General features: G+C 67.7%; 28 protein-coding genes. 10 read left to right on the forward strand and 18 right to left on the reverse strand.

Features of this window, described 5'->3' with window-relative positions; translation table 11 throughout:
- Positions 1-24 precede the first annotated feature (24 nt).
- The gene (gene csiR / locus BLP95_RS06505; RefSeq protein WP_425402544.1) at positions 25-729 is read left to right on the forward strand and encodes a DNA-binding transcriptional regulator CsiR; all 705 of its coding nucleotides are present in this window, start codon (positions 25-27) and stop codon (positions 727-729) included.
- Here the strand turns inward: csiR and sugE are convergent, their stop codons facing one another.
- A complete protein-coding gene (sugE, locus tag BLP95_RS06510) occupies positions 730-1,050 on the reverse strand; it encodes a quaternary ammonium compound efflux SMR transporter SugE (RefSeq protein ID WP_089677585.1) in 321 nt (106 codons plus the stop codon).
- A gap of 164 nt (positions 1,051-1,214) precedes the next feature.
- Here sugE and BLP95_RS06515 point away from each other — a divergent pair, with 164 nt between their 5' ends.
- Positions 1,215-1,427, forward strand: coding sequence for a ribbon-helix-helix protein, CopG family (locus BLP95_RS06515; protein WP_089677586.1), 213 nt, complete (start codon positions 1,215-1,217; stop codon positions 1,425-1,427).
- 22 nt (positions 1,428-1,449) lie between these two features.
- Here BLP95_RS06515 and BLP95_RS06520 read toward each other — a convergent pair whose 3' ends face one another.
- The 3 genes from BLP95_RS06520 to BLP95_RS06530 are packed head-to-tail and all read right to left on the reverse strand — an operon-like array spanning position 1,450 to position 3,871.
- Positions 1,450-2,394 (reverse strand): 5-oxoprolinase subunit C family protein, encoded by a 945-nt coding sequence (locus BLP95_RS06520; protein ID WP_176760236.1) that lies wholly within the window; start codon positions 2,392-2,394, stop codon positions 1,450-1,452.
- Positions 2,391-3,113, reverse strand: a complete 723-nt coding sequence (pxpB, locus tag BLP95_RS06525) for a 5-oxoprolinase subunit PxpB (RefSeq protein ID WP_089677587.1) — start codon at positions 3,111-3,113, stop codon at positions 2,391-2,393. The genes BLP95_RS06520 and pxpB overlap by 4 nt, the downstream gene beginning before the upstream one ends.
- A complete protein-coding gene (locus BLP95_RS06530; RefSeq protein ID WP_089677588.1) occupies positions 3,110-3,871 on the reverse strand; it encodes a 5-oxoprolinase subunit PxpA in 762 nt (253 codons plus the stop codon). Before BLP95_RS06530 ends, pxpB begins: the two co-directional genes overlap by 4 nt.
- A 200-nt stretch (positions 3,872-4,071) precedes the next feature.
- Between BLP95_RS06530 and BLP95_RS06535 the strand changes: the two genes are divergently transcribed.
- From BLP95_RS06535 to BLP95_RS06550, 4 genes are all read left to right on the forward strand, one after another.
- On the forward strand, positions 4,072-5,076 hold the full coding sequence (locus BLP95_RS06535) for a TRAP transporter substrate-binding protein (RefSeq protein WP_089677589.1): 1,005 nt from the start codon (positions 4,072-4,074) through the stop codon (positions 5,074-5,076).
- A gap of 64 nt (positions 5,077-5,140) precedes the next feature.
- Positions 5,141-5,692: a TRAP transporter small permease gene (locus BLP95_RS06540; RefSeq protein WP_089677590.1), complete on the forward strand. Its 552-nt coding sequence runs from the start codon at positions 5,141-5,143 to the stop codon at positions 5,690-5,692.
- Positions 5,693-5,707: 15 nt separating this feature from the next.
- On the forward strand, positions 5,708-7,003 hold the full coding sequence (locus BLP95_RS06545; protein ID WP_089677591.1) for a TRAP transporter large permease: 1,296 nt from the start codon (positions 5,708-5,710) through the stop codon (positions 7,001-7,003).
- 33 nt (positions 7,004-7,036) lie between these two features.
- The gene (locus BLP95_RS06550; protein WP_089677592.1) at positions 7,037-7,570 is read left to right on the forward strand and encodes a winged helix DNA-binding protein; all 534 of its coding nucleotides are present in this window, start codon (positions 7,037-7,039) and stop codon (positions 7,568-7,570) included.
- Positions 7,571-7,586: 16 nt separating this feature from the next.
- Here the strand turns inward: BLP95_RS06550 and BLP95_RS06555 are convergent, their stop codons facing one another.
- Genes BLP95_RS06555 through BLP95_RS06565 form a run of 3 tightly spaced genes read right to left on the reverse strand, consistent with a single transcriptional unit; the run spans position 7,587 to position 9,507 of the window.
- The gene (locus BLP95_RS06555; protein ID WP_089677593.1) at positions 7,587-8,387 is read right to left on the reverse strand and encodes a hypothetical protein; all 801 of its coding nucleotides are present in this window, start codon (positions 8,385-8,387) and stop codon (positions 7,587-7,589) included.
- A 32-nt stretch (positions 8,388-8,419) separates the two neighbouring features.
- Positions 8,420-9,112 (reverse strand): RES family NAD+ phosphorylase, encoded by a 693-nt coding sequence (locus BLP95_RS06560; RefSeq protein WP_218118524.1) that lies wholly within the window; start codon positions 9,110-9,112, stop codon positions 8,420-8,422.
- The gene (locus BLP95_RS06565; protein WP_089677594.1) at positions 9,106-9,507 is read right to left on the reverse strand and encodes an antitoxin Xre-like helix-turn-helix domain-containing protein; all 402 of its coding nucleotides are present in this window, start codon (positions 9,505-9,507) and stop codon (positions 9,106-9,108) included. Before BLP95_RS06565 ends, BLP95_RS06560 begins: the two co-directional genes overlap by 7 nt.
- Before the next feature lie 285 nt (positions 9,508-9,792).
- On the opposite strand from BLP95_RS06565, the gene BLP95_RS06570 reads away from it, so the two are divergent.
- From BLP95_RS06570 to BLP95_RS06580, 3 genes are read left to right on the forward strand one after another with little or no spacing between them, the layout of a single operon-like run.
- Positions 9,793-10,551, forward strand: a complete 759-nt coding sequence (locus BLP95_RS06570; protein WP_089677595.1) for an amino acid ABC transporter substrate-binding protein — start codon at positions 9,793-9,795, stop codon at positions 10,549-10,551.
- Between the two features lie 17 nt (positions 10,552-10,568).
- Positions 10,569-11,243, forward strand: a complete 675-nt coding sequence (locus BLP95_RS06575; RefSeq protein ID WP_089677596.1) for an amino acid ABC transporter permease — start codon at positions 10,569-10,571, stop codon at positions 11,241-11,243.
- Positions 11,240-12,001 (forward strand): amino acid ABC transporter ATP-binding protein, encoded by a 762-nt coding sequence (locus tag BLP95_RS06580; RefSeq protein WP_089677597.1) that lies wholly within the window; start codon positions 11,240-11,242, stop codon positions 11,999-12,001. Before BLP95_RS06575 ends, BLP95_RS06580 begins: the two co-directional genes overlap by 4 nt.
- Positions 12,002-12,170: 169 nt before the next feature.
- Here the strand turns inward: BLP95_RS06580 and BLP95_RS06585 are convergent, their stop codons facing one another.
- The 8 genes from BLP95_RS06585 to osmF form a co-directional block, all read right to left on the reverse strand.
- A complete protein-coding gene (locus tag BLP95_RS06585; protein ID WP_089677598.1) occupies positions 12,171-13,997 on the reverse strand; it encodes a protein kinase domain-containing protein in 1,827 nt (608 codons plus the stop codon).
- 97 nt (positions 13,998-14,094) lie between these two features.
- Positions 14,095-15,750 carry a dihydrolipoyllysine-residue acetyltransferase gene (locus BLP95_RS06590; RefSeq protein ID WP_089677599.1) on the reverse strand — a complete coding sequence of 552 codons (1,656 nt, stop codon included), beginning with the start codon at positions 15,748-15,750 and terminating at the stop codon, positions 14,095-14,097.
- A gap of 37 nt (positions 15,751-15,787) precedes the next feature.
- Positions 15,788-16,765 (reverse strand): alpha-ketoacid dehydrogenase subunit beta, encoded by a 978-nt coding sequence (locus tag BLP95_RS06595; RefSeq protein WP_089677600.1) that lies wholly within the window; start codon positions 16,763-16,765, stop codon positions 15,788-15,790.
- A 1-nt stretch (position 16,766) separates the two neighbouring features.
- Entirely contained in the window at positions 16,767-17,987 is a 1,221-nt protein-coding gene (locus tag BLP95_RS06600; RefSeq protein ID WP_089677601.1) for a thiamine pyrophosphate-dependent dehydrogenase E1 component subunit alpha, read from the reverse strand.
- Positions 17,988-18,152: 165 nt separating this feature from the next.
- Positions 18,153-18,884 (reverse strand): ABC transporter permease, encoded by a 732-nt coding sequence (locus tag BLP95_RS06605; protein WP_245678697.1) that lies wholly within the window; start codon positions 18,882-18,884, stop codon positions 18,153-18,155.
- Positions 18,881-19,837 carry an ABC transporter ATP-binding protein gene (locus BLP95_RS06610; protein WP_089677602.1) on the reverse strand — a complete coding sequence of 319 codons (957 nt, stop codon included), beginning with the start codon at positions 19,835-19,837 and terminating at the stop codon, positions 18,881-18,883. Before BLP95_RS06610 ends, BLP95_RS06605 begins: the two co-directional genes overlap by 4 nt.
- The gene (locus BLP95_RS06615; protein WP_089677603.1) at positions 19,834-20,979 is read right to left on the reverse strand and encodes an ABC transporter permease; all 1,146 of its coding nucleotides are present in this window, start codon (positions 20,977-20,979) and stop codon (positions 19,834-19,836) included. The genes BLP95_RS06610 and BLP95_RS06615 overlap by 4 nt, the downstream gene beginning before the upstream one ends.
- A 39-nt stretch (positions 20,980-21,018) precedes the next feature.
- Positions 21,019-21,945 carry a glycine betaine ABC transporter substrate-binding protein OsmF gene (gene osmF / locus BLP95_RS06620; protein WP_089677604.1) on the reverse strand — a complete coding sequence of 309 codons (927 nt, stop codon included), beginning with the start codon at positions 21,943-21,945 and terminating at the stop codon, positions 21,019-21,021.
- Between the two features lie 97 nt (positions 21,946-22,042).
- Here osmF and BLP95_RS06625 point away from each other — a divergent pair, with 97 nt between their 5' ends.
- On the forward strand, positions 22,043-23,011 hold the full coding sequence (locus BLP95_RS06625; RefSeq protein WP_089677605.1) for a DUF1853 family protein: 969 nt from the start codon (positions 22,043-22,045) through the stop codon (positions 23,009-23,011).
- A gap of 15 nt (positions 23,012-23,026) precedes the next feature.
- Here BLP95_RS06625 and BLP95_RS06630 read toward each other — a convergent pair whose 3' ends face one another.
- From BLP95_RS06630 to cysS, 3 genes are all read right to left on the reverse strand, one after another.
- Positions 23,027-24,289: a type II toxin-antitoxin system HipA family toxin gene (locus BLP95_RS06630; RefSeq protein WP_089677606.1), complete on the reverse strand. Its 1,263-nt coding sequence runs from the start codon at positions 24,287-24,289 to the stop codon at positions 23,027-23,029.
- Positions 24,286-24,540 (reverse strand): helix-turn-helix domain-containing protein, encoded by a 255-nt coding sequence (locus BLP95_RS06635; RefSeq protein ID WP_089677607.1) that lies wholly within the window; start codon positions 24,538-24,540, stop codon positions 24,286-24,288. Before BLP95_RS06635 ends, BLP95_RS06630 begins: the two co-directional genes overlap by 4 nt.
- Before the next feature lie 216 nt (positions 24,541-24,756).
- Positions 24,757-26,163: a cysteine--tRNA ligase gene (gene cysS / locus BLP95_RS06640; protein ID WP_176760244.1), complete on the reverse strand. Its 1,407-nt coding sequence runs from the start codon at positions 26,161-26,163 to the stop codon at positions 24,757-24,759.
- Positions 26,164-26,168 lie beyond the last annotated feature (5 nt).

Below are 26,168 nucleotides of genomic sequence, written 5' to 3' on the forward strand. Positions count from 1 at the left end.
GCACACGGACAAAATGACGACATCATGGACACCATGCCCCTCGACACCCCGGCGTCCCGCGAGAACCTCGGGATCAGCGCCTACCATCGCCTGAAGAAGGACATCATCCGCAACGTCTTCAAGCCCGGCGAGAAGCTGCTGATGAGTCGCCTCAAGGAGCGCTACGACCTGGGCGTAGGCCCGCTGCGTGAGGCGCTCTCCCAGCTGGTGGCGGAACGCCTGGTGGTTGCGATCAGCCAGCGGGGCTTCCGCGTGGCACCGATGTCGCTGGCCGAGCTGGCCGACCTCTACGACGCCCGGGCCCAGATCGAGGGGCTCCTGCTGGCGCTGGCCATCGAGCGCGGCGACGACAGCTGGGAGGCCGAGATCCTGGCCCGCGCCCACACCCTCTCCAAGGTGATGGAGGTCAACACTCCCGAGGAGCTGCTCGAGGTCTGGGACACCCGTCACCAGGCGTTTCACAGTGCCATCGTCAGCGGCTGCGGCTCTCCCCACCTGCTGCAGATTCGCCAGAGTCTGTTCGATCAGGTGGAGCGCTATCGCCACCTGTGGCTGCGCGAGACGGTGCTCTCCGAGGAGGCACTGGAGCGCAAGCGGCGCGAGCACGCCGCCCTGGTCGAGGTGATCCTGGCCCGCGACAGCGAGCGCGCCACCGCCATGATGCGCGAGCATCTGATGACCCCGGTGCCGATCATCACCGAGGCCATGCGCCAGCAGGGGCTGACCTGATCACCCCGCCAGCTTGAGTCCGACCAGGCCCGCCAGCACCAGCACCAGGCTCGCCAGGCGCAGCGGCGAGGCGCTGTCGCCGTAGATCAGGATGCCCAGCAGCACGGTCCCCACGGCGCCGATGCCGACCCACACCGCATAGGCGGTGCCCACCGGCAGTGTCTTCATCGCCTGGGCCAGCAGGTAGAAGCTGGCCAGCATCGTGGTCAGGGTGAACAGGCTCGGCCACAGCCGAGTGAAACCCTCCGTGGCCTTCATCCCCAGCGCCCAGGCCACCTCCAGCAGCCCCGCGATTACCAGCAGCGTCCAGGCCGTTGCCATCGTCGTGCAGTCCCTGTTCCGGCGAGGCCGTCCCCGCAGCGTGGAAGGCAAGCCGGGTCGTCCCGACGCCATTTGCCGCTGAATCTGTCATGCTAGCGACATGAAGGCCTGCAAGGATGGCCAATGTGGAGTGCAACGGCAAGCCTCAACCCGGAGACCGCGTCATGCCCCATATCCTGAGACTGTCCAGGGAGCTGGAAGCCCGCCTCGAGCGCCTCACCGAGGCCACCGGCCTTAGCCGCTCGGTGCTGATCGAACGCTGCCTCGAGGGCGGTGTCGCCGCCCTCGAGGCCGAGCTGCTGATGGAAGACGCCCAGCCGACGCGCGCCGGCGCCAGCATCGACCAGCTGCTGCGCGAGAGCGGCCTGGGCGCCTGACGGCGCCGGGAACGCTCGGCGCTCAGCCGGCCACGGCGTCGCGGAAACGGCGCAGCGCCGCCAGGGAGCGTTCGGGGGTGGTGGGCCGAAGGCGAAGCGCCTGGCCCGGGAGGCACTGGGCCAGGCGCGACGCCGCAAGCGGCGTCAGCGCCCCCAGCCGCGGGTAGCCGCCGATGGTCTGGCGGTCGTTGAGCAGCGCGATGGGCTGGCCGTCGGGGGGCACCTGCACCGCCCCGAGCCCGATCCCCTCGGAGATCAGCGAGCCGATCCGGCAGGTCAGCCGGGGGCCGGTCAGCCGCACCCCCATGCGATCGGCACGGTCATCCACGCGCCAGGGGCGGTTGAAGGCGGCGAACAGGCTGTCACCGCTGAAATCCGCCACCTGCGCCCCGGGCAGCAGCGCCAGCGTCGCAGGCTCCGCGTAGTCGGGTCGCTCCCCTTCCGGCACTTCCTGCTTCGCGACTCGCCGGCCGGCATCGGCGCGCACCGCCAGGCGATCGCCGTCGGCGAGCTTGCTGCCACGGCCATCGAATCCGCCCAGCCCCTCGCGCACCACGCAGCTGACGCTGCCCAGCACCGGCTCGGCATGGAAGCCGCCCGCCACGGCCAGATAGGCGCGCAGGCCGTGGCGTGGCGAACCGAAGGTCAACCTCTGCCCTTCCCGCACCATCACGGTCTCCCACAGCGGCAAGGGGCTTCCCTCGAGGGTCGCCCCCAGATCGGCGCCGGCCACCGCGAGGGTCAGGTCACGCTCCGCCACCAGCGTCAGGCCACCGAAGGTGATCTCCAGCGCCGCTGTCCCCCAGGGATTGCCGGCCAGGCGGTTGGCCCAGGCCCAGCCGTGCAGGTCGGCCGGCCCGCCCTGGGTCACGCCCAGGCGGCGCACGCCGAACCGCCCGGCATCCTGCAGCAGCGCCAGGGGGCCGGCACGCTCGACGCGAAGCCCGATAACGGTATATTGACTCATGGAAGCGCCTCCATCGGCGTGGCATCACCGCCCTGGCGCTCGAAGGTGGCCCGATCCACCGCCACGAAACGGACCCTGTCGCCCACCCTGAGCAGGCTGAAGCCGTCACGGTCGCGATCGAAGAGGCGCGCGGCGGTACGCCCCAGCAGGTTCCAGCCACCCGGCGTGACCGCCGGGTAGGCGGCGGTCTGGCGGCCGGTGATGGCCACGCTGCCCCTCGGCACCTTCTGGCGCGGCGTGTCCAGGCGCGGTACCTCCAGGCGCTCGTCGAGCAGCCCCATGAAGGCGAAGCCGGGGGCGAAGCCCAGGGCGAAGACGCGGTAGTCGCGCCCGGCATGGCAGTCGATCACCGCCTGCACGCTCATGCCGGCATGCCGGGCGACCCGCTCGAGGTCAGGGCCGACGCTGGGGTCGTACCAGGTAGGCAACTCATGCACCTCCCCCGTGCCGACCGCCTCGTCGGGCTCGAGTGTGGCCAGCAGCGACTGCAGGCGCAGTCGAGCGGTGGCGGGCGCCAGGCGCAGCGGGTCGAACACCACCAGCAGGGTGGTATAGGAGGGCACCAGGTCCACCAGCGCCTCACCGAATTCCTCCTCACAGCGGCGCGCCAGCGCCCCGAGCCAGGCCAGGTTACCCTCGTCGATGCGATCGAAGAGGCGCACCATCCAGCCATCCAGGCCGGCGGACTCGATCCGCGGCAATCCGAGATACTGCCTCATGCGCTCGCCTCGAGACGGCTCAGTGCCTGGCGAATCGCCTTCACCGCGGCGATGGACTCCGGGTTGTCACCATGCACGCAGAGGGTGTCGGCGGTGAGCAGCAGCTCGCTGCCGTCGCTTGCCGTCAAGGGCTTGCCGGTGGCGATGCGCACCGCCTGGTCGACGATCACCTCGGGGTCATGGTGGACGGCGCCCATCTCGCGACGCGAGACCAGCCTGCCCTCACCATCGTAGGCGCGATCGGCGAAGGCCTCGAACCACAGGGTGACGCCCTGCGCCTCGGCCAGCTCGCGCACCGCCGAGGTGTCCCGGGTCGCCATGGTCATCAACGGCAGGGAGGGGTCGTAGGCCAGGATCGCTCGCATCACCGCGGTCATGATCTCGGGGTCGCGGGCCATGTCGTTGTAGAGGGCGCCGTGGGGCTTGACGTAGCTCACCGCAAGCCCCTCCGCCCGGCACACCCCGGAAAGGGCGCCGAGCTGGTAGAGCACCAGGTTCTCCACCTCCTCGGCGGAGCAAGCCAGGGAGCGCCGACCGAACCCCACCATGTCCGGATAGGCGGGATGGGCACCGACCCGCACGCCGTGCCGGGCGGCGAGCCGAACCGTCATGCGGATCACGTCGGGGTCGGAGGCGTGGAAGCCGCAGGCGACGTTGGCCAGGTCGACATGGGGCATCACCTCATGGTCCATGCCCATCACCCAGGGACCGAAGCTCTCCCCCATGTCGGCATTGAGCAGCAAGGGACACGATGGCATGGGTCTCTCCTGATCGAAATGTCCAAATGAATTTATCAACAATTTATCGATAACACATCATCCATTCGTCTAGTTAACGTTGACGAAGATAACAGGACCCGCCTAACCTCGCCCCATCGTCAACGGCTACACTCAGAGCGTAGTCGGTGACATTCGACACGTGACCCGCACAACAACGAACACTCAACGAGGACCTTTCGATGCCTGCGATCCAATCCCGTCTTCCCCACCTGGTCAGCGCCGCGGCCCTGGGCGCCAGCCTGGCCACCCTCTCCTCGGGCGTCGTCGCCGCCACCGAGTGGGACATGCCGACGCCCTACGGCGATCGCACCTTCCACACCGTGAACATCCGCGAGTTCGCCGACGACGTGCGCGAGGCCACCGATGGTGAGCTGGACATCACCGTGCACTCCAACGGCTCGCTGATCGGCCACGCCGAGATCAAGAACTCGGTGCGCCGGGGCATCGTGCCCATGGGCGAGCTGATCATGTCGCGTCTCGCCAACGAGAACCCCATCTTCGAGGTGGACTCGGTGCCTTACCTTGCCTCCAGCTACGAGGAAGCCTGGGAGCTGTGGGAGGCCTCGCGGGAGATCATCGCCGAGGAGCTCGAGCAGCAGGGGCTGCGGCTGCTGTTCGCCGTCCCCTGGCCGCCCCAGGGCATCTACACCAACCAGGAGATCGATAGCGGTGATGACCTCAGGAACCTGAGCATGCGTGCCTACAACACCGCCAGCGAGCGCATCGCCCAGCTGGTCGGCGCGGTGCCCACCCAGGTGGAGGTCCCCGACATCCCTACCGCCTTCAGCACCGGGCGCGTCGAGGCGATGATCACCTCGCCGGCCACCGGCGCCGACACCAAGGCGTGGGACTATCTGAGTCACTTCAACCATGCCCAGCTGTGGTTGCCCAAGAACATGATCATCGTCAGCGAGCGTGCCTTCTCGCGCCTCGATGAGGCCAGCCAGCAGGCGCTGCTGGACGCCGCCGCCGAGGCCGAGACCCGCGGCTGGGAGATGAGCCGCCAGGAGACCGACGACGCCATCGCGGTGCTCGAGGAGAACGGCATCGTGGTCAGCGAACCGAGCGAGGCGCTGGCCGAGAAGCTTCGCGAGGTGGGCGAGACCATGACCCAGGAGTGGGTCGAGCGTGCCGGCGAGCAGGGTCAGACCATCCTCGAGGCCTACCGCAACGCCGGGGAGTGATCCCGGCCCGACCGCCCCGGCCACTCCGGCCGGGGTGCTACCGACTCACCCTCGGGACCCGCTCATGACCTACCGACTCCGCCCCCTCTATCACCTCGGCGGCTACCTGGCCGCGGCCTGCCTGAGCCTGATCTGCCTACTGATCACCGCCCAGATCCTCGGGCGCATCGTCGACCAGGTGGCCACCTGGGTCGGCGGCAACCGCATCGGCCTGGCGATCCCCGGCCTCGCCGAGATCTCCGGCTTCCTGCTGGTCGGCGCCAGCTTCCTGGGCCTGGCCTACACCTTCGTGCATGGCGGCCATATCCGCGTCACCCTGCTGATCGGCCAGCTGCCCCCCGCGCTGCGCGCCTGGGTCGAGGTCTTCTGCCTCGCCATCGCGCTCACGCTGTGCCTCTACCTGGCGTGGAACCTCTACTGGCTGCTGGCCGACAGCATCGCCTTCAACGAGAGCTCCTATGGGCTGGTCAGCATCCCGCTGTGGATCCCCCAGTCGGCGATGCTCACCGGGGTGGTCCTGTTCTGCCTAGCGCTGGCGGAGGGGCTCTGGCAGACGCTGGTCGCCGCCATCCGTGATCCGCACGCCTTCACCATCGACGACAGCGGCCACGAGTGAGCCCGGAGACCTGACATGCTGACCATGATGCTCGTACTCTTCGGCGCCCTGCTGCTGCTGCTCGGCAGCGGTGTCTGGGTCGCCTTCTCGCTGCTGGGGCTTGGCTGGCTAGGCCTCTCCCAGTTCTCCTCGGTGCCCACCGGCAGCGTGATGGCGTCCGATATCTGGGGCTCCAGCTACAGCTGGGAGCTGACCGCCCTGCCGATGTTCATCTGGATGGGCGAGATCCTGTTCCGCTCACGCCTGGCTGACGACATGTTCACCGGGCTCTCGCCCTGGATGCAGCGCATCCCGGGCCGCCTGCTGCACACCAACGTGGTGGGCTGCGGCCTGTTCGCCGCCGTCTCCGGCTCCTCGGCCGCCACCTGCGCCACCATGGGCAAGATGAGCATCCCCGAGCTGACCCGGCGCGGCTACGACGAGAAGCTGGTGATCGGCACCCTGGCGGGCTCCGCCACCCTGGGCCTGCTGATCCCGCCATCGATCATCCTGATCGTCTATGGCGTGGCCACCGACCAGTCCATCGCCCGCCTGTTCATGGCCGGCATCCTGCCCGGGCTGCTGCTGATCTCGCTGTTCGCCCTCTACCTGATGCTGTGGTCCTGGCGCTATCCCGACAAGGTACCCCCCGCCGAGGATCGCCTGCCGCTGGCCGAGAAGCTGCGCCGCGCCCGGCGCCTGATCCCGATGCTGGCGCTGATCGTCGGCGTCATCGGTTCGATCTATGCCGGCCTGGCCTCCCCCACCGAGGCGGCCGCCGTGGGGATGGTGCTGTCGCTGCTGCTGGCGCGCCTGCAGGGCAACATGAACCGCGCTACCTTCCGCGACGCCCTGCTGGGAGCGGTGCGCACCTCCACCATGATCGCCTTCATCCTGGCCGGCGCCTCCTTCCTCACCGCCGCCATGGGCTTCACCGGGCTGCCCAGCGACCTGGCCGCCTGGATCGGCACACTCGGCCTCTCGCCCTGGATGCTGATCATGGCGCTGACGCTGTTCTTCATCCTGCTGGGCTGCTTCCTGGATGGCATCTCGGTGGTGGTGCTCACCACCTCCATCATGCTGCCCATGGTGGAGGCGGCGGGCATCGACCTGATCTGGTTCGGCATCTACCTGGTCATCGTGGTGGAGATGTCCCAGATCACCCCCCCGGTGGGCTTCAACCTCTTCGTGCTGCAGGGGATGACGGGGCGCAACATCCTCTCCATCGCCTGGGCCGCCCTGCCCTTCTTCTTCCTGATGATGCTGGGGGTGATCCTGATCTGGCTGTTCCCGGGGATCGCCACCTGGCTGCCCCAGGCCATGGCCAACTGACCTACCCACAATGACCGAGGAGCGTGACTACCGATGGACACGGAACGCCGCACCACCAAGGGGGCCTCTCGGGGCCCCATCGTCTCCTCCGCCCACCTCTCCCATCGCGCCCAGGAGCAGTCGGAGTTCGAGTTCGGGCTGATCATCGCCTCCCACGCCTTCACCCGCTGGATGGTGCGCTGCATGACCGCGGCGGGCTATCCGGAGCTCGGCCCGCTGGACGTACTGGTGCTGCATAGCGTCAACCATCGCGAGCGCGCCAAGCGGCTCTCCGACATCTGCCTGGTACTCAATGTCGAGGACAGCCACACCGTGACCTATGCGCTCAAGAAGCTCACCAAGCTCGGGCTGGTTCACGGCGAGAAGCGCGGCAAGGAGACCTTCTTCCACACCACCGAGGAGGGGCGCAGCACCTGCCAGCGCTACGCCGAGATCCGCGAGGACTGCCTGATCGAATCGCTCTCCTCGCTGGGGATCGAACCCGAGGAGACCAGCCGTCTGGCGGGCATGCTGCGGGCGATGTCGGGCATCTACGACCAGGCCGCCCGGGCGGCGGCGTCGCTGTAGCTCGTATCAGGCGGGCTCAGGCCGCCTCGCGGGCAAAGAGGCGCCGCGCCCGCCACAGGCTGACCATGAAGAGCAGGAAGCTGGTGGCCATGGCGGCCGCCAGGGAGAGCGCGAACACCAGCATCCCGGGCAGTTGCCCCACGCCCAGGTAGCTCATTGCACAGAACGCCAGCAGGCTCAGCATCCCCCGCTGGGTCATGCTCACCGTCATGCGCGCCACCTCGGCGCCGTAGCGCTCATGGAGCGCCCAGGCGATGGTCAGGATGCCGGCGGGAAATCCCAGGATGACGCCGGAGACCCCGGGCCCCGCCCGGGCGGCGAGCGTCGTCGCCAGGCTCACCAGTCCGCCGGCGAGCAGGCCGCGCAGCAGCAGGTCGAGCCAGCCCGAGCTCGCCACCACCACCGGCTGCCCCAGGCGCAGCCAGCGATTGATCCCCTCGGCCAGCACCAGCAGCGCCAGGTAGGCACCCAGCGCGCCCGCCAGGCCTCCGGGCAGGAAAGTGAACAGCAGCGCCGCCGGCACCCACAGCAGGCTGGCAAGCCCCAGGCTCCTGAGCGCCGAGAGCCGGCCTGCGGTCATCACGAAGCACACCGTGAACAGCAGCGTGGCCGCAAGCGCATGCAGCGTGGAGAGCACCGCCTCCTGCACGAAGGCCGGGGGCTGCTCGCGCAGCATGAAGAAGTAGCCGGGCCCCAGGATCACCGGGGTGCCGGCCAGTATCCCGCCCAGGCGCGGCCCCACCCGGGCCACCGCCAGGGCGACGAGGATGACGATGGCGGCGGTGGCCAGCAGCTTGAAGAGTATCGGCGACAGCATCGGGGCTCCCGTTCAGGGCATGAAGCGTCGGTTCAGGGGGTAGAGAGCCGGTTGACGGCGGTGATGGCGTCATTCCAGACCATCTCGTAGTGGGCGGTCTGGACCATGGCGATCACCGGCCGCGGGGTCATCAGCGCCCAGGCCATGGCACCGGGGCGGCGTACCGAGCGGTAGCGAAGCCCCGGCAGGCCGGCGTGCTTCACCGACCGGCCGAGGGCCCGGGCCGCCGAGAGGTCATCGGAGTCATACACCGGGTGCGTGGCGGGTACCGCCAGGCCATCCAGCATGCCCGTCTCGTGGAATCGACCCCTCAGGCCCCGAAACACGAAACGCTCAAAGTTAAGCCCCGGCACATTGCGCCAGTACGCCTCCTGGTGATAGCGCACCTCGGCGAGCGCGGTCTCCATGACATCCGCGATATACAGTACCCCATACGCCCCCGCGCTGAAGCGCGAGCCTGCCGGATTGACGCGAGTGAAGGGCGCCACGGCATAGGAGCAGCCCGGAATGCCGAAGGGGATCTCCTCGCGGGACACCAGTCCCATATCGCCGACCTGGGCTCGCAGACGCGGGTTGGTCAGCGCCTGGAGCTCATGCAGCATCGCGAACTCGTCGGCACTGGCGACATCGTCGAAGAGGTCGATGGGCGGGTACTTGGAATTGACCAGACGATAGCCCTGTCGCTCTCCGGCGGGAAGGGAGGGCAGCGACGCCAGCGCTACCACTGGCCCCCCCGCAGGCTGTCGATGTGACGGAAGACATCGTAGAGCGCCAGCATGCCGCCCTCCGCCATCACCTGGAGCGGGGAACGCCCATGGAACGGCACGTTGTGATTGGCCATGGCCATGAAGCCATAGAGGTTCTCGGGGTTATCGAAGAGGACCCTCAGGCTGGCATGGATGTTGAGTACCAGGCTGATGCGCGTCAGCTGGTCCTCGTCCAGGCTGACCCGCCACTCGGGATCGTGCCGCCTGGCGCGGGCATAGGTGCTGCGCGAGACCCGCAGGATCGCCGCGGCCTGCTCACCGCTCGCCCCCCATTTCTCGAGGATGGCGACCGCGGCTCTCAGGCCGGCGGCACTCTTCGCTCGGTCCTCCGTCGGCGCTGCCACTGTGGTCATGGCCTGCCCTCCCTGTATCTCTAGACACAATGATAGCATATCTTTATCTGGAGATCAGAGAGTGGGGGCCCATCTCAACAGGGCCATCGCAGATGGCAGCACCGCTCAAGGCTGACCCGGCGACAGGGCCCGGAGTGCCTACAAGCGAGGACCGGCAGCGACGGTAGCTCAAATAACCAAAGGCTATTGGAAATGCCGCTGCCTTATTCTTTACTGTGTACATCAAACAGCGGCACAGACGTCGCACTATCTCCCCTGACTTCAGCAGATATACAGGAGCACCCCATGCTCAAGCGCTTAGCCCTTACCGCCATGGCCGCAGGCCTGATGACCGCTGGCGGCCTGACCCAGGCCGATGAACACGCCATCAAGGTCGGCATGTCCGGCGGCTACTTCCCCTTCACCTTCGTCGAGCAGGACACGCTGCAGGGCTTCGAGGTGGATGTCATGGAGGCCGTGGCCGAGGAGATGGACGTCGAGGTCGAGTTCGTCACGGCGAACTTCTCGGGACTCTTCGGCATGCTCGAGTCGGGGCGCATCGACACCATCGCCAACCAGATCACCATCACCGAGGAGCGCGCCGCCAAGTACGCCTTCACCCAACCCTACGTCTATGACGGCGCCCAGGTGGTGGTGAGGGAAGGCAACGAGGCGATCCAGGGCGTCGAGGACCTGAAGGGCAAGACAGTTGCCGTCAACCTCGGCTCCAACTACGAGCAGCTGCTGCGCGAGCTGCCCTACGCCGACGAGATCGACATCCGCACCTACGAGAGCAACATCGAACAGGATACCGCCTTGGGCCGCGTCGACGCCTTCGTCATGGACCGGGTCAGTGCCAGCCAGGTGATCAAGGAGAAGCCGCTGCCCCTGGCACTGGCCGGCCAGCCGTTCTCCGAGATCCGCAATGCCCTGCCGTTCCGTGACACCGAAGAGGACCGAGCCTTGCGTGACCGGGTCGACGCCGCCCTGACCAGCCTGCGTGAGTCGGGCGAGCTCGCGGCCATCTCGGAAGAGTGGTTCGGCACCGACATCACGCGCCGCTGAGGCGCTGAGCCGCTTCCATGCAAGTACTCGATCTCGACTACATGCTGGGGCTGGTGCCCATCCTGCTGCGCTACCTGCCGCTGACCCTGCAGATGGCTGCCGTGGGGATGGCACTGGCCCTGGTGCTGGCCTGCGGCCTGGCCGTGATTCGCGTGCTGCGCATCCCGGGCCTCAACGCCGCCACCCTGCTGTTCATCTCCTTCTTCCGCGGCACACCACTGCTGGTGCAGCTGTTCCTGTTCTACTACGGCTTGCCCCAGCTGATGGCCTTCCTGACCCAGATCAACGGCATTACCGCCACCATCATGGGCCTGACCCTGCACTTCTCGGCCTACATGGCCGAGTCCATCCGCGCCGCCATCGTGGGGGTCGACCGCAGCCAGACGGAGGCGGCCCTCTCCATCGGCATGACCAACGGCCAGCTGATGCGCCGCATCGTGCTGCCCCAGGCCACACGCGTGGCGGTGCCCACGCTGATGAACTACTTCATCGACATGATCAAGGCGACCTCCCTGGCCTTCACCCTGGGGGTCACCGAGCTGATGGGCGCCACCCAGAAGGAGGCCGCCGGCAGCTTCCTCTACTTCGAGGCCTTCATCACCGTGGCGATCTTCTACTGGGTCATCGTCGAGCTGCTGGCCTGGTTCCAGCGGCGCCTGGAAACCCGACTCAACGAGGCCTATCGCCGATGATCAAGGTAACCGGACTCGTCAAGCGCTTCGGCGGAACCGCCGTGCTCGACGGCATCGACCTGGCCATCGAGCAGGGCGAGATCATCGTCGTCATTGGCCCCTCGGGGACCGGCAAGTCCACGCTGCTGCGCTGCCTGAACTTCCTCGAGCGCCCGGATGCCGGACGGCTGATCATCGGCGATCTGGACGTGGACGTCACCCGGGCCAGCCGGGCCGACATCCTGACCGCACGGCGGCGCACGGCCTTCGTGTTCCAGAACTACGCGCTGTTCGCCAACAAGACGGCGCTTCAGAACATCGCCGAGGGGCTGATCGTGGTCAATCGCTGGCCGAAGGAGAAGGCGCATGCGCGGGCCAGGGAGATCCTGGAGCGCATTGGCCTCGCCGACAAGGCCGATGCCTACCCCGCCTCCCTGTCCGGTGGACAGCAGCAGCGCGTCGGCATCGGCCGCGCCATGGCGGCCCAGGCCGAGGTGATCCTGTTCGACGAGCCGACCTCCTCGCTGGACCCGGAGTGGGTCGAGGAGGTGCTGGGCCTGATGAAGCAGCTGGCGCGCGAACGCCAGACCATGCTGGTCGTCACCCACGAGATGAGCTTCGCCCGGGACGTCGCGGACCGGGTCATCTTCATGGAGGGCGGTCGCATCGTCGAACAGGGGCCACCCGACCAGCTCTTCGGTTCGCCGCAGGATCCCCGCACACGAGATTTCCTGCACAAGGTGCTGGCAACCCAGGTAGCAATCGACACCCCGACCTGAGCCGAATGCCTGCCAGGGCTATCGCAGTTGAGCGAACTGGCGATTGAGGCTCAGCAAGTCGTCGCCATTCCAGCCTGCCTGCTTTCGCTTACCCTTCTTGGACCCTTTGCACGGCGCTAACCCTACTGCGATCGTCAGGCCTTCTCAGGCACCACATGCGAAAGCGCCGCTACTCCTCCGCCACCTGGCGCGGGTTGCGCGGGTAGAAACGCTCCGGCTGGCGTTCCGCATGGGGGAAGAAGCGGGTGTCCTTGTAGGGCATCTTCATGAAGCCGGAGACACCGAGTCCCTCGATCCGCCCCACGGCCTCGAGGATCTCCTCGAGGCGGGCGCGGAACTCGTCCTCCCGGGAGGGATCGAGCAGGCGGTAGTAGCTGTGGATCTTGAGGTGCCGGGGAAGCGCCTCGAAGATGATCATGCCGGTGTGGTGGATCTCGTTGAGCGCCTCCAGGGCGATGATGATCGCCTCGGGCAGCACCAGGAACTCCTCGGGGTCAGGCCCGTCCTCGAAGTAGCTGTGCAGTCGGGTGCGATCCTCCAGCTCCGGCACCGCGCTGACCTCGTAGTGAAGACGCATGCCGGGCTCCAGCACGAAGGGCTCGGCCTGACTGTCGCGCTCCAGGTGAAGGGTATCCCGGGCATTGAACAGGCAGCTCTTGAAGATCCCCTGGCGATAGATCGCCCGGGCCAGGTGGACCATGTTGTTGACCGCCGAGCGAAAGGCGGCCTTGAGTTCGGGGTCGTGGAGGTTCAACGAGGTGTCGATGTAGACGCCGTCGCTCTCCCAGCGCACCGCGAGCCCCCCCACCACCGGATAGCGCCCCAGGCGACTCACCGCGGCGAGGAAGGCCTTCTCGGTCTCGCCCATGCCCTGCATGAAGTTTTTGTAGTAGCGATCGAGCTGGACGTCATTGACGTCGTTCAGGGTCTCCGGCGCTCCCTCCTCGCGCAGGAAGGCCTTGCGCGAGCTGTACACCACGGTATCGATCTCGCGCCCGGCGGGCCGCGCCCACACCGGCACCAGCGGCGCCTCGGCGGGCTCGGGCAGGTCGATCATCACAGTGCGGGCAATCCTCGGCATCTCGCGGATGAAGTGATCGCCGGCTCGCATGCGCAGCCGCGGATCCGGGTCGAGCATGCCATCCAGCATGCGCGCGAACTCCACCGGCAGGCCCAGGGAGGTGGCGGGAATCGCCCGGTGCCCGAAGCGGCAGGACTGGGCCGAGGCCAGCGCGTAGAGGGTGCCGGCAGCCCCCTGCTCGTCGAAGCGTGGCGAGGAGAGCGCGCCATTGAGCTGCTCCTCGCCGATGAAGTAGACGTCGCCCAGGCGGGCGTTGGTCTGCTGAAGGTTGTCCGACATCAGCTCCATGACGTTGGCCGCCACGAACTGCTGGTTGGCGTCGAGCTGGGCGAACACCGAGGAGCCCCAGTCGATCAGCGCGATGGTCTCGTCGCGGGCGTCGAAGACCAGGTTGGAGGGCTTGATATCGCCATGCACGATGGGCTTGCCGGCGGGTCCGAACTCGCGCCGCAGGGTACGCAGGATATCGGCGAGCTGGTCGGCGATGCGCACGACCAGCCTTGGCGAGAGCCGCCCCTCGCGCAGCGAGACCTCCTCCAGGTTGTGCCCCGGGGCGCGCTGCATCACCAGGATCGACTGGTGGCGCACTCGCTGGAAGGCGATCAGCCGCGGCACCCGGGGGTGGTCGACCTGCTCCAGCATGAAGGCCTCCTCCTCGAGGCGGTCCTGCAGGTGATGGGGCAGGTTGACCCGGGTGAACTTGAACACGTAATCGTCGCCCAGGGCGGTGACCCCGGCGAAGACGAAGCCGTAGGCGCCCTTGCCCACCAGCTCGATCTCCCGATAGCCGAGCTGCTCCAGCTGCTCCTGGCACAGCGCCACCCACGCCTTGAGCTTGCGGGCATCGCCATGGCTGAGCAGGTAGATCGACTGCTCTTCCGGGATATAGAACTGCTGCAGGGGCGCCTGGGGCATGGCTTCATCTCAGCGGGTGGAAACACTGCCGGGCGCCTGTCGGCGCCATTCGCCCGGCGAAGCCGGCCTCCTACTCAGGAAACTCCAGCTCATGGCGTCAGCTCAAGTGGAGAAGCATCGACTCGGGCGCTTCCAGGTAGCCCTTCCAGGCGTTGCAGAAGCGAGCGATGGTGCCACCATCGATGATGCGGTGATCGCCGGCCCAGGTGACGGTCAGGATCGCCCTCTTCACCACCCGATCGTCGGCGTCGAAGCGCGGCAGCCACTGGGTCTTGCCGATGGCGACAATGGCCGACTCGGGGGCGTTGATGATCGGGGCCGCATAGGTGCCCCCCAGGGCGCCGATGTTGGAGATGCTGATGGTGCCACCCTTGAGGTCCGATGCCGCGACCTTGCCGGCCCGGGCGGCCTCGGTCAGGCGCGCCACCTCGGCGGCGATACCCAGCAGCGAGAGCCGCTCCACCCCCTTGACGTTGGGCACTAGCAGCCCGCTGCGGCTGTCCACCGCCATGCCGACGTTGACCGACGGCAGGTAGTGGATCTCGTCGCCGGCGTCGTTGAGCCGGGCGTTGAGGATCGGGGCCTCGCGTACTGCCAGCGCCATCGCCTTCATGAAGAAGGGCATCAGGGTGAGTCGCGAGCCCTCGGCCAACGGCTTCAACCGCTCACGCAGCGCCAGCAGCTCGGTGACGTCGATCTCCTCGCCGTACTGGAAGTGGGGAATGGTGGACGCCGACTCCACCATGCGCCGGGCCATCACCGCGCGCACGCCACGCAGCGACTCCACCCGCACCTCGCCCTCGGCAGAAGAAGGCGCCGACGTACCGGCATGGCCATCGGCGGCCTGTGACGTCGCGGCTGCCGCCGGTTGCCCGGCAGCGGTCTCCGGTGTCTGTTCCTCGAGGTGGCGCAGCACGTCCTCCTTGAGCACGCGCCCCTGCTTGCCGCTGCCTGGCACCTCTTCCAGGGCGAGGCCATGCTCGCGCAGCAAGCGGCGCACCGCGGGGGCCGCCGGAATCCGGCCATAGGGGCCGCGCCCCTGGGCCGCCGGGGACTCCCTGGTGGCCGGCGCAGAGGACTCGACCCGGCGCGTGGCTTTCGCGGCAGGGGCCGCCTGCTCTTCCGCCGCCGGTGCGGAATCGGCAGCCGCCTGGTCATCGGCATCCTCCGGCACATAGGCGAACAGCGGCGCATGGACCCGGGCGACCTCGCCCTGGGCGACATGCAACCGGTGCACCACCCCCGCCTCGGGAGCGGTGATCTCCACCAGCGCCTTGTCGGTCATCACGTCGACCAGCGGCTGGTCCTCCTCGATCCGCTCGCCTTCGGCGACGCGCCACTCCACCACCTCGCACTCCACGATACCTTCGCCGATATCGGGCAAGATGAAGTCCTTCGCCGACGCCTCCCGTGAGGCGCCGTCGCCCGCCGGCTCGGTGGCGGTGGGCACCGCGGGTGCCGGCGAAGCCGCGGCCTGCTGGCTCCCCTCGGCCGTCGCCGGTTCCGCCTCTTGTTCGCCCTCGGCCTCATAGGCGAAGAGCGGGGCGTGAACCTTGGCGATGTCGCCCTGGGCCACGTAGAGGCGGGTGACACGCCCCGGCTCGGGGGCGGTGATCTCCACCAGCGCCTTGTCGGTCATCACCTCGACCACCGGCTGGTCCTCCTCGATCACGTCGCCCTCGGCGACGCGCCACTCCACCACCTCGCACTCCACGATACCTTCGCCGATATCGGGCAGCATGAAATCGCTCATCTCGTCGTCTCCTAGACTGGTCGCTTCCGATATCGGATCAGAAGGCCACGCTGGCCTTGATCGCTTCGAACACCTTGAGGTGGTCCGGCAGGTACTCCTTCTCCAGGGTCAACGGGAAGGGCGTATCCAGGCCGGTCACCCGGGCGATGGGCGACTCCAGGTAGAGGAAGCAGCGCTCCTGCACGGTGGCGGCGATCTCGCCGGCGAAACCGCCGGTCAGCGGCGCCTCGTGGGTGATCACCAGCCGCCCGGTCTTGAGCACCGACTCCACCACGCTCTCCTCGTCCCAGGGCAGGATGGAGCGCAGGTCGATCACCTCGCAGGAGATGCCCTCCTTCTCGGCAAGCTCCACGGCGCGGTCGATCACCTCCATCTGCGCGCCCCAGCCGAGCACGGTGACATCGGTGCCCTCGCGAGTGACCTCCGCCTCGCCGAGGGGCAGCTGGTAATCCTCCTCGGGCACCTCGCCGGTGGAGGCGCGATAGAGCCGCTTGGGCTCGAAGAAGAGCACCGGGTCCGGGTCGCGGATCGCCGCCAGCAGCAGCCCTTTGGCCTGGTAGGGGTTGCGCGGTACCGCGATCTTGAGCCCCGGGGTGTGGGCGAAGTAGGCCTCCGGCGACTGGGAGTGATAGAGCCCGCCGGAGATGCCGCCGCCGTAGGGGGCGCGGATGGTCAGGCCACCGACGTTGAACAGATCGCCGGAGCGGTAGCGGAACTTGGCGGTCTCGTTGACGATCTGATCGAAGGCCGGAAAGATGTAGTCGGCGAACTGGATCTCCGCCACCGGCACCGAGCCCTGGGCGGCCAGGCCGTTGGCGAAGCCCAGGATGCCCTGCTCCACCAGCGGGGTGTTGAAGCAGCGTGCGCGGCCGTACTTCTCCTGCAGGTGGCTGGTGGCGCGGAAGACCCCGCCGAACAGGCCCACATCCTCGCCGAAGCAGACGACCTTGTCGTCCTCGGTCATGGCGATATCCAGGGCCTGGTTGATCGCCTGCAGCATGTTCATGGTCGGCATCTCACTTCCCTCCCTGGGCGTCGTCTGCGTCGTCGTCGTGGACCTTGACGTCCGGGTCCAGGGAGCGCGCCCCCTTGGGGTAGGCCTCCGGGTACTGACGGACATGCGCCTTGAGGCGGTCGAGCTGGCGCTGAAGCGCCGGGGTGACGTCGGCATAGACATCGCTCACCAGGCTGTCCAGCGGCGGCGGCGGACGCTTCTCGGCGCGCTTCATGGTCTCCAGCACCTCGCGGCGCAGTGACTCCTGCAACGCCTTCTCCTCGTCGTCGTTCCACCACCCCTGGTCGATCAGCCAGTGCTGCATGCGCAGGATGGGGTCCTTCTCGCGCCACGCTGCCTCCTCCTTCTTCGAACGGTACCCCGAGGGGTCGTCCGAGGAGGAGTGGGCCGCCAGGCGGTAGCTCATCGCCTCGATCAGCACCGGCTTGTTCTGCTCCACGGCGATACGGCGCGCCTCGCGGGTCGCCGAGAGCACCGCCAGGATGTCGTTGCCGTCGACACGGATCACGTGCATGCGGTAGCCGAAGGCCCGCGGCGCCACGCCATCGGCGGCGAACTGCTCGATGGAAGGCGTGGAGATCGCATAGCCGTTGTTGCGGCAGAAGAAGATCACCGGTACCTCGTGCACCGCCGCCATGTTCAGTGCGGCGTGGAAGTCGCCTTCCGAGGCGGCCCCCTCACCGAAGAAGCACAGGGTACAGTGGCCCTCGCCGGCCAGCTTCTGGCCATAGGCGTAGCCGGCGGCCTGGGGAATCTGGGTGGCCAGCGGCGAGGAGATGGTCATGTAGTGGAGCTTGCGCGAGCCGTAGTGGATCGGCATCTGGCGGCCCTTGCCATAGTCGAGCTCGTTGCCGAACAGCTGGTTCATGAACTCGTCGTAGCTGAAGCCGCGATAGACCAAGGCGCCCTGCTCGCGGTACTGGGCCATGATCATGTCGGCGTCATCGAGCGCCGCCGCCGCGCCGATCACCGCGGCCTCCTCGCCGGTGCACTGCATGTAGAAGGAGAGCCGCCCCTGGCGCTGGGCCGCCATCATGCGCTCGTCCAGCACCCGGGTGGCCACCATGGTGTGATAGATCTTCAGCGCCTGCTCGCGGGAGAGCTCGGGGGCCTCGGCGCCCTCGAAGAGGGTGCCGTCCTGCTGGAGCAGGCGGAAGGTGGGAATGGAAAACTCGTCGCCGGCCAGGAACCGCGGCGAATGGATATCTTGTGTCGTTGTCATCTCGGCGTCCTCTACCCCTTTTGAGGGCAGTGTTGTCGCTAGTCTCGACCCTCGCCAGGAGGATCACTCCCGCGGGATCAACGCAACCCGAGATGACGTTAACGTAAACTGATCTCTATCGACAGCCGAACGGCCTCCACCTTTGGTCGATAATGGCAGGCGATCTTACTGCCTTGCGGGAAGAAGACGGGCAAAGACGCTGTCCACCACCAGCGCCAGCAGGCCAATCATCAGCGCTCCCTGGAGGATGTAGGCGGTGTTGTTGTTGACGATGCCGGCGATGATGGGGGCACCGAGGTTGCTGGCCCCCACCGTTGCCCCCAGCGCCGCGGTGGCGATATTGACGGTGACCGAGGTACGGATGCCGGCCAGGATCACCGGGGCTGCCAGCGGCAACTCCACCTGCCACAGCCGCTGCGCGCCCCCCATCCCCATGCCGCGGGCGGCCTCCTGCACCGCCGGATCAACCCCTTCGAGCCCCGCCAGGGTGTTGCGCACGATGGGCAGCAGCCCGTAGAGCAGCAGCGCCACGATGATCGGCCAGGTACCGAAGCCCAGCACAGGCACCGCCAGCGCCAGCACCGCCACCGGCGGGAAGGTCTGGCCCATGGAGGCGAACTGGGCCACCAGCGGCAGGAAGTCACGGCCGCCCGGGCGGGTGACCAGGATCGCCGCCCCCACCCCGATCACCACCGCCAGGCCCGAGGCGATGGCCACCACCTGGACATGGCGCACCAGCAGGGTCAGCAGGTCGGCCTGGGGATAGAGCACCCGACGGGCGTCGGGCTCGCTCCAGCGCAGCAGCGGCTCGAGCCAGTCGCCGCCCAGCGCCAGGAGCAACAACAGCGAAAGCCACAGCAGCGGCGCGGCCCACGCGTTCACCTGGCGGCCACTCACGATTCACCGCTCCCGTCGCGCCCCGCCCCGACGATGCGTCGCAACGACAGCTCGCCAATCGGCATCGCCTCGTCGTCCACCACCGCCAGGCGGTCGGCGTGCTCGCGAAACATCACCGCCAGTGCCTGACGCAGGGTGGCATCGCGATGCACCCGTGCCTGGGGAAGCAGGCGAGGTGACAGCGGCAGCATGCGCTCGGCGACCTGGGTGATGGCCGCCTCCTTCAGTCCGCGATCGTCGCCGCCCAACAGGGACGCCACGAAGTCGTCGGCCGGCGCGCGCAGCAGCGCCAGGGGCGTCCCCTGCTGGACGATGTGCCCCGCCTTCATCACTACCAGCCGGTCGGCCAGAGCCAGCGCCTCGTCCATGTCATGGGTGACAAACACGATGGTCTTCCTGAGTCGCGACTGCAGGTCGCGTAGCTCGGCCTGGAGTCCCTCCCGGGTGATCGGGTCCAGGGCGCCGAAGGGCTCGTCCATCAACAGGATATCGGGATCCGCGGCCAGGGCACGCGCCACCCCCACCCGCTGGGCCTGGCCGCCGGAGAGCTGGGCCGGGTAGCGATCGGCGAACTGATCCACCGGCAGGCCGAGCAGGCCCATGAGCTCCTCGACCCGCTCCCGCACGCGAGCGGCCGGCCACTTCAGCAGGCGCGGCACCAGGCCGATGTTGCGGGCCACCGTCCAGTGGGGGAAGAGGCCGGTGCTCTGGATGGCATAGCCGATGCGCCGGCGCAGGAGCCGACCGTCGAACTCACGAATGGGGCGGCCATCGATATGGATCTCCCCCTCGTCGTGCTCGATCAGGCGATTGATCATGCGCAGGGTGGTGGACTTGCCGCAGCCCGAGGTGCCCACCAGGGCACACAGCTCACCGGGTTTGACGGTCAGCGAGATGGCGTCGACCGCCGTCTCGTCGCCGAAGCGCTTGGTGACGCCCTTGAGTTCGATCATGGTGCTCCTCCCGGTGACGCCAGGCGGCGATGGTCCAGGCGACGTGCCAGTGCCCCGAGCAGGGCATCCGCGACCAACGCCATGGCGAGTATGGGCAGCGCCCCGAGCAGCACCAGGTCCATGGCCGCCTGGCCCAGTCCTTGGAAGATGAAGGACCCCAGCCCCCCTGCCCCAATCAGCGCCGCCACCGCGGTCAGCCCGATGGCCTGCACCGTGGTGATTCGCACGCCCTCGATCACCACCGGCAGCGCCAGAGGCAGGCGCACCTGGCGAAAGACCTGGCCACGCCCCATGCCCATGCCTCGCGCGGCCTCCAGCACACCGGGATCCACCTCGGAGAGGGCCACATGGGTGTTGCGCACCATGGGCAGCAGGCTGTAACCGAGTAGGGCGAGGAAGGCGGGCGCCCAGCCGATGCCGCTCACGCCGATCGCCGAGAGCCAATCGAAACGCGCCGCCAGCCAGGCCAGCGGCGCCAGCAGCAGACCGAACAGGGCCAGGCTTGGGATCGTCTGCAGGAAGTTGAGCACCGCGAAGCCCAGACGCTCGACGCGCGGGCTCTGGCGCATCGCCAGGGCGATCAGTGCGCCCAGTACCAGACTCGCTCCCACGGCACCACCGACCAGCAACAGGTGGTCGACCACCGCTTCCAGGAAGTCACCGCGGCGCCCATCCAGTTCCTGACCGAGCGCCAGCGAGCCGAGCCAGGCCCCCTGCAGCCACCAGGCCGTCGCGACCACCACAGGCAGCAGCGCCGCCCGCCACCCCACCAGCGCCAGCCGGGAGCGCAGCTCGATCAGCATCAGTGACAGCCAGAACAGCGACAGCCACCAGGCCGCACCGATGCCAAGCCTCGCCTGGGGCAGCTCGGGATCCACCAGCCACTGGGAGGCGATGGCCAACCAGCCGGGCAGCGCCATCAACAGGAGCAGTACCAGCGCCAGGGCCAAGTGGCATCGAACCCTATCGAGGCGCCGCGAAAGCGCCATCAGCGCCACCAGCGGCAGGCAGGCCAACAGCGCCAGCGGCCAACCCAGCAGGTCGGTGGCCGTATGGGCGGTGCCGGGTACGATGCGATTGGGCGCGACGCTCGCCAGAGGCAACGCCAGCCAGGTCGCCGTCGCCACCAGCGACAGCGCCATCACCACGCGATTGAGCGGCGCCTCCCTGCGCGACACGGATTACGGCTCCGAGCTATCGAGGGCCAGGGTGTCCAGGTAATCCGATGCCACATCCGCGGGGGGACGGCCGTTGACGGCCACGTCGCCGTTCAGCGACTGCAGGGTCTCCAGGTCGAGCGACGCGAAGACCGGCGCCAGCGCCGCCTCGATGCCCGGATAGGCCTCGAGCACCTCGGCGCGAACCACCGGCGCCGGCTGGTAGACCGGCTGGACCCCCAGGGTGTCATCGAGTACCACCAGGTCCAGCGCCTTGAGGCCGCCGTCGGTGCCGTAGGTCATGGCGGCATTCACGCCGCTGGTCTGCTGGGCGGCGGCGCGCATGGTGGAGGCGGTGTTGCCACCGGAGAGGACCAGCAGCTGGTCGTCATCCAGGGTGAAGCCATAGGCCTCCTGGAAGGCGGGCAGGGCCTGGGGAGACTCGACGAACTCGGCGCTGGCGGCGAACTTGAACTCGCCGCCCTCGTCCAGGTAACGGGCCAGGTCCTCGAGGCTCGCCAGCTCATGCTCACGGGCCAGCTCGCCACGCACGCTCATCGCCCAGGTGTTGTTGGCGGAGGCCGGCGTCAGCCACACCAGGCCATTCTCGGCATCCAGCTCACGCACCTTCTCATAGGCCGCGTCGGCGTCGTGCCAGACGTCGCTGTCGGTCATGTCGAAGAAGAAGGCGCCGTTGCCGGTGTACTCGGGATAGAGGTCGATCTCGCCGGCCAGCAGCGCCTCGCGCACGATGCTGGTGGCCCCCAGCTGCAGGCGCGACTCGACGGGAATCCCCGCCGCCTCCAGGCGCTGAACGATCAACTCCCCCAGCACCGAGCCCTCGGTGTCGATCTTGGACGAAACGGTGACGGGCTCCTGGGCGTACAGGGGCGAGGCACCCAGCGAAACGGCGGCGGCGAGGGTGGCGAAGGAAAGCAGGGCGTGTCGCATGGCGAAATACCACCTGGCGAGTCATGGATGTACGCTGAAGTATAAGGAAACATGGGAATACCTGCAGTGTCCCACCGCCAACGCACAGGATGCCGCCATGCCCACCGACGCCCTGCCCCTGCTGGATCGCTGCCGCCACCCGCTGGTGCGCGACCTGGCCTGGGTGCTGCTGGTGCCCGACCTGATCCGCATGCCCTGGCCGGGACGCCCCGGCCGCGACATCCTGGGCCTTGAGGATGACGAGCGCGCCGCGCGCTGGCTGGACACCCTGGAGGCCTGGCCACAGCCGCTGGAGCGCTGCATCGGCAACGCGCTCAAGGGGCGCATGGGGCTCTATCACGAGCGCCTCTGGCAATTCCTGCTGGGCTGGGCGCCGGGGACCGAACTGCTCGCCCACAACCTGCGCATCCTCGAGGGCAAGCGCACCCTGGGCGAGCTGGATCTGCTCTATCGGGAGGGAGATAACGAGGCGATCGTCCACCTGGAGGTGGCCATCAAGTTCTACCTGGGGCTGACCGAGGGGCCAGGCGATGCCGAGAGCCAGGCGCGCTGGATCGGCCCCGGGGGCGCCGACAGCCTGGCCGGCAAGCGCGAACACCTGCACCGCCATCAGCTGCGCCTCGCCGATCACCCCGCGGCCCGGGAGGCCATCGTCGCCCGCCTGGGCGCCAGTCGAGTCGGCGCCGACCGCCCCTGGCGCCTCATTCCTCGGGTGGCAATCCCCGGGGTGCTGTTCACCCCCTGGCACCGCCCCCTGCCGCCACCCCGCGAGGCGACCGCCGATCATCTGCGCGGCCACTGGCTCTTCTGGCAGGACTGGCATCGCTTCCGGGCATCCCTACCCCGTGGCACTCAAGGCGCCTGGCTCACCAAGCCCCACTGGCTCGCCCTTCCCCGAACCGAATCGCTGCTTGCGCTCGATGAATTGGCCAGCCGCCTCGCCGAGCACTTTCGCCAACCCGCCACTCCGGTGCAGATCGCCCTCTGGCACCCCGACGCCGGCTGGCGACGCCTCTTCGTGGTCTCCGACGACTGGCCGCGGCAGATCCCACTGCCGCCGCGATGATGCCATCCGCGACGACTACCACGACGCCGCCCGTCGACACTGTCTGGCAATGTGGTGGCGCTGCTGCTGGAGCCTGCTCCAGCCGCGCTCACTCATGCCTGCGTCCAGCAAGGCATCGAGCAACGCCTGCGAGGCGAGCAACGCTTCCAGGCGTTCTACCAGCCTGGCTATCTCGCGTCTGACGAGGGGATAGCCGAACCCACACTCCCGCGCAAAGGCTTGCCAGTCTCGGGACAGCAGTTGCTGCGAATTCGCCTGCTCACCGACGGTAAAAGCCAGACCGGGGTGGTAGCCAAGCACCAGGGTACCCACCAGGTCGTAGGCCGGCGCGACTCGCCAGCGACCACGATCGTCCTGAAGCAGCGAAATATTCTTGGCATGCCCGTCGGTATTACCCACCAGCACGTTGAAGATCTGCCAGCGCAGCAAATGCAGCAAAGAAGCGGCACTGGGCCGACACGCCTGCCGAGCCGTGGCCACGCAATCGGCAAAGCGTGGCCCGCTGGGCACCTGATACTTGTCGACCCGCGAGAGCCCCATGGCCTGGCAGAAATCCTCCTGATGGATTCGACGCAGTCCGGGGGTGCCGATGCCGTCCCTGTCGTAACGCTCCACGAGAAGGTACCAGTGCCCTTCTACCTCACCCACCGTTGTTAGCGGACACGCCAAGCCCGCCAGCCGGGCGAGGGTATTCAGGAACAGCTCGTTGAGGATGACCAGGTCGCGTCCGTCCACGGCAAACTTCAGGATGTGCGACGAGGGTGTGCTCCCGCCCGGCAGCTTGATCACACCCTCCTCGACCAACACCGGAATCTTGTCCTGGGCTCCCGCCAGGGAGAGCCGAGGTGGTGCTACATCGCCCATCAACGCATAGCGATCACGGAAGGCGGCCCACTGGGCGAGCCTCTCCGGTGGCATGGGTGTTGCCTCCCACTCCCGTGTCGGATAGCGGTCCGGCGGCAGGATCGTCAAGGCACCCGCACAGTCACCGCCGATGGCTTCCAGCAAGGCGAAGTCGTCGTCGGGAATCGCCAACCGTTTGAGCAGAGCCGTCCGCGCCTGCTCCTCCGGCAGCAGGTTGCCAAACCAGCGGTGAGCGGTCTGCTCCTCTGGCAACCAGGCTTTCTGCTCCAGCGGCAGGCTAGAGGAGATGGCGTGTCCCGTATCGAGCCAGGATGGGGCATACTCGAAGCCCATCAGGCGCTCCCCCTGGCCACGCCAAAGGGTGCCGACGCGACGCTCCTCGCGCCAGACATGCAACGTATCCTGGCGTTTCACGACGCCAGCGCCTCAGGCGGCTTGGCCGTAAGCTCGATCCCCAACGTATCCAGCACCTTGAGCACTCGTACCAGGCTGCAGGTCTCTCGACCGTTCTCGAGCTCACTCAGGAAGCGAATGCTTAGCCCGCAGAGGCCGGCCAGGGTCTCCAGCGTCAATCCCTGCTGTTTGCGGACCCGGCGTATCAGCTGCCCCAATACGAGGGCATCGCGCACAGGAACGTCAAGCGCTTCACCGGCATGTGTGTCCATGACGAAATGTCCTCCTGATCTTTCCCTAAAGGGAAAGATAACAGCAAGGTGCTCATCGTTGCCAGATTTTATCCCGCCAGGGAAAAATGAAAGGAAAGGCGGAGTTCTGTCTGAAATTTTTCCTTGGCGGGAAAACCAAGACGCCCGACTCCCCTGCACATCGGTTTAGGGAGCCGGGCGTCTGTTGGCGCTAGTCATCGCGCTTGCGGATTGCCTTCAGGTTTCGGGCCTCTCGAACACCCAGCCGGTGCCTTTGCGGGAATCCTTGAGGATGATGCCAAGGGCGGCGAGCTCGTCGCGAATGGCGTCGGCGGCGGCGAAGTCCTTGGCCTGCTTGGCCGCGGCGCGCTCGTCGATCTTCGCCTGGATCTCCGCCTCCGAAAGCGGCAGCTCACCGGCGCCCGCCTTGAGGAAGGCCGCCGGGTCCTGCTGCAGCAGCCCCAGGATGCCCCCCAGGCGCCTGAGCTCGGCGGCCAGCGCCGGGGCCTCTCCGGGTGCCTCCTTCTTCGCCCGGTTCAGCTCCCGGGCCAGGTCGAAGAGCACCGAGAGCGCCTCGGGGGTATTGAAGTCGTCATCCATGGCGGCGGTAAAGCGCGCCTCGAACCCCGGCGACGCCTCGCCACCCAGTGTCGACACGCCCTCCAGGGCCACCCCTTCGAGAGCGTTATAGAAGCGCTCCAGCGACTTGCGGGCCTCGGCCAGGGAGTCCGGCGAGTAGTTGATGGCACTGCGGTAGTGGCTGGCCACCAGCAGGTAGCGCACCACCTCGGGGTCGTGGTGCTCGAGCACCTCGCGGATGGTGAAGAAGTTGCCCAGCGACTTGGACATCTTCTCGTGGTTCACCCGCACCGCCCCGGCGTGCATCCAGGTGTTGACGAAGGGCTTGCCGTTGGCTGCCTCCGACTGGGCGATCTCGTTCTCGTGGTGCGGGAAGGTGAGGTCCGGCCCGCCACCGTGGATATCGAAGGTCTCACCCAGGCAGCACTTGGACATCGCCGAGCACTCGATATGCCAGCCGGGACGCCCCTCGCCCCAGGGCGAGGGCCAGCTCGCCTCGCCGGGCTTGGCCGCCTTCCACAGCACGAAGTCAAGCGGGTCCTCCTTGTGCTCGTCCACCTCCACACGCGCGCCCGAGCGCATCTCGTCGAGGTCACGGTTGTTGAGCTTGCCGTAGCCCTCGAAGCGGCGCACCCGGTAGTAGACATCGCCGTTGTCCGCCGCGTAGGCGTAGCCCTTGTCGATCAGCGTCTCGATCATCGTCAGGATGTCGTCGACATGCCGGGTCGCGCGGGGTTCCTGGTCCGGCGGCAGCACGCCGAGGCGCGCCTCGTCCTCGTGCATCGCCTCGATCATGCGCTCGGTGAGCGAGGCGATCGACTCGCCGTTCTCGTCGGCGCGACGCAGGATCTTGTCGTCGATGTCGGTGACGTTGCGCACATAGGTGACATCAAAGCCGCGCTGGCGCAGGTAACGGGTGATGACGTCGAAGGCCACCATCACCCGGGCGTGGCCCAGGTGGCAGTAGTCATAGACGGTCATGCCGCACACGTACATCCTCACCTTCCCCGGCTCGATGGGGGTGAAGGCCTCCTTGCGACGGGTCAGCGTGTTGTAGATCTGCAGGTCGG

Source organism: Halomonas shengliensis (assembly GCF_900104135.1).
Lineage (GTDB): Bacteria > Pseudomonadota > Gammaproteobacteria > Pseudomonadales > Halomonadaceae > Halomonas > Halomonas shengliensis.

Excerpts from the sequence above, each read along its gene's own strand:
- csiR (WP_425402544.1), top strand. The coding sequence starts at position 25 with ATGGACACCATGCCCCTCGACACCCCGGCGTCCCGCGAGAACCTCGGG.
- sugE (WP_089677585.1), bottom strand. The coding sequence starts at position 1,050 with ATGGCAACGGCCTGGACGCTGCTGGTAATCGCGGGGCTGCTGGAGGTG.
- BLP95_RS06515 (WP_089677586.1), top strand. The coding sequence starts at position 1,215 with ATGCCCCATATCCTGAGACTGTCCAGGGAGCTGGAAGCCCGCCTCGAG.
- BLP95_RS06520 (WP_176760236.1), bottom strand. The coding sequence starts at position 2,394 with ATGAGTCAATATACCGTTATCGGGCTTCGCGTCGAGCGTGCCGGCCCC.
- pxpB (WP_089677587.1), bottom strand. The coding sequence starts at position 3,113 with ATGAGGCAGTATCTCGGATTGCCGCGGATCGAGTCCGCCGGCCTGGAT.
- BLP95_RS06530 (WP_089677588.1), bottom strand. The coding sequence starts at position 3,871 with ATGCCATCGTGTCCCTTGCTGCTCAATGCCGACATGGGGGAGAGCTTC.
- BLP95_RS06535 (WP_089677589.1), top strand. The coding sequence starts at position 4,072 with ATGCCTGCGATCCAATCCCGTCTTCCCCACCTGGTCAGCGCCGCGGCC.
- BLP95_RS06540 (WP_089677590.1), top strand. The coding sequence starts at position 5,141 with ATGACCTACCGACTCCGCCCCCTCTATCACCTCGGCGGCTACCTGGCC.
- BLP95_RS06545 (WP_089677591.1), top strand. The coding sequence starts at position 5,708 with ATGCTGACCATGATGCTCGTACTCTTCGGCGCCCTGCTGCTGCTGCTC.
- BLP95_RS06550 (WP_089677592.1), top strand. The coding sequence starts at position 7,037 with ATGGACACGGAACGCCGCACCACCAAGGGGGCCTCTCGGGGCCCCATC.
- BLP95_RS06555 (WP_089677593.1), bottom strand. The coding sequence starts at position 8,387 with ATGCTGTCGCCGATACTCTTCAAGCTGCTGGCCACCGCCGCCATCGTC.
- BLP95_RS06565 (WP_089677594.1), bottom strand. The coding sequence starts at position 9,507 with ATGACCACAGTGGCAGCGCCGACGGAGGACCGAGCGAAGAGTGCCGCC.
- BLP95_RS06570 (WP_089677595.1), top strand. The coding sequence starts at position 9,793 with ATGCTCAAGCGCTTAGCCCTTACCGCCATGGCCGCAGGCCTGATGACC.
- BLP95_RS06575 (WP_089677596.1), top strand. The coding sequence starts at position 10,569 with ATGCAAGTACTCGATCTCGACTACATGCTGGGGCTGGTGCCCATCCTG.
- BLP95_RS06580 (WP_089677597.1), top strand. The coding sequence starts at position 11,240 with ATGATCAAGGTAACCGGACTCGTCAAGCGCTTCGGCGGAACCGCCGTG.
- BLP95_RS06585 (WP_089677598.1), bottom strand. The coding sequence starts at position 13,997 with ATGCCCCAGGCGCCCCTGCAGCAGTTCTATATCCCGGAAGAGCAGTCG.
- BLP95_RS06590 (WP_089677599.1), bottom strand. The coding sequence starts at position 15,750 with ATGAGCGATTTCATGCTGCCCGATATCGGCGAAGGTATCGTGGAGTGC.
- BLP95_RS06595 (WP_089677600.1), bottom strand. The coding sequence starts at position 16,765 with ATGCCGACCATGAACATGCTGCAGGCGATCAACCAGGCCCTGGATATC.
- BLP95_RS06600 (WP_089677601.1), bottom strand. The coding sequence starts at position 17,987 with ATGACAACGACACAAGATATCCATTCGCCGCGGTTCCTGGCCGGCGAC.
- BLP95_RS06610 (WP_089677602.1), bottom strand. The coding sequence starts at position 19,837 with ATGATCGAACTCAAGGGCGTCACCAAGCGCTTCGGCGACGAGACGGCG.
- BLP95_RS06615 (WP_089677603.1), bottom strand. The coding sequence starts at position 20,979 with ATGGCGCTGTCGCTGGTGGCGACGGCGACCTGGCTGGCGTTGCCTCTG.
- osmF (WP_089677604.1), bottom strand. The coding sequence starts at position 21,945 with ATGCGACACGCCCTGCTTTCCTTCGCCACCCTCGCCGCCGCCGTTTCG.
- BLP95_RS06625 (WP_089677605.1), top strand. The coding sequence starts at position 22,043 with ATGCCCACCGACGCCCTGCCCCTGCTGGATCGCTGCCGCCACCCGCTG.
- BLP95_RS06635 (WP_089677607.1), bottom strand. The coding sequence starts at position 24,540 with ATGGACACACATGCCGGTGAAGCGCTTGACGTTCCTGTGCGCGATGCC.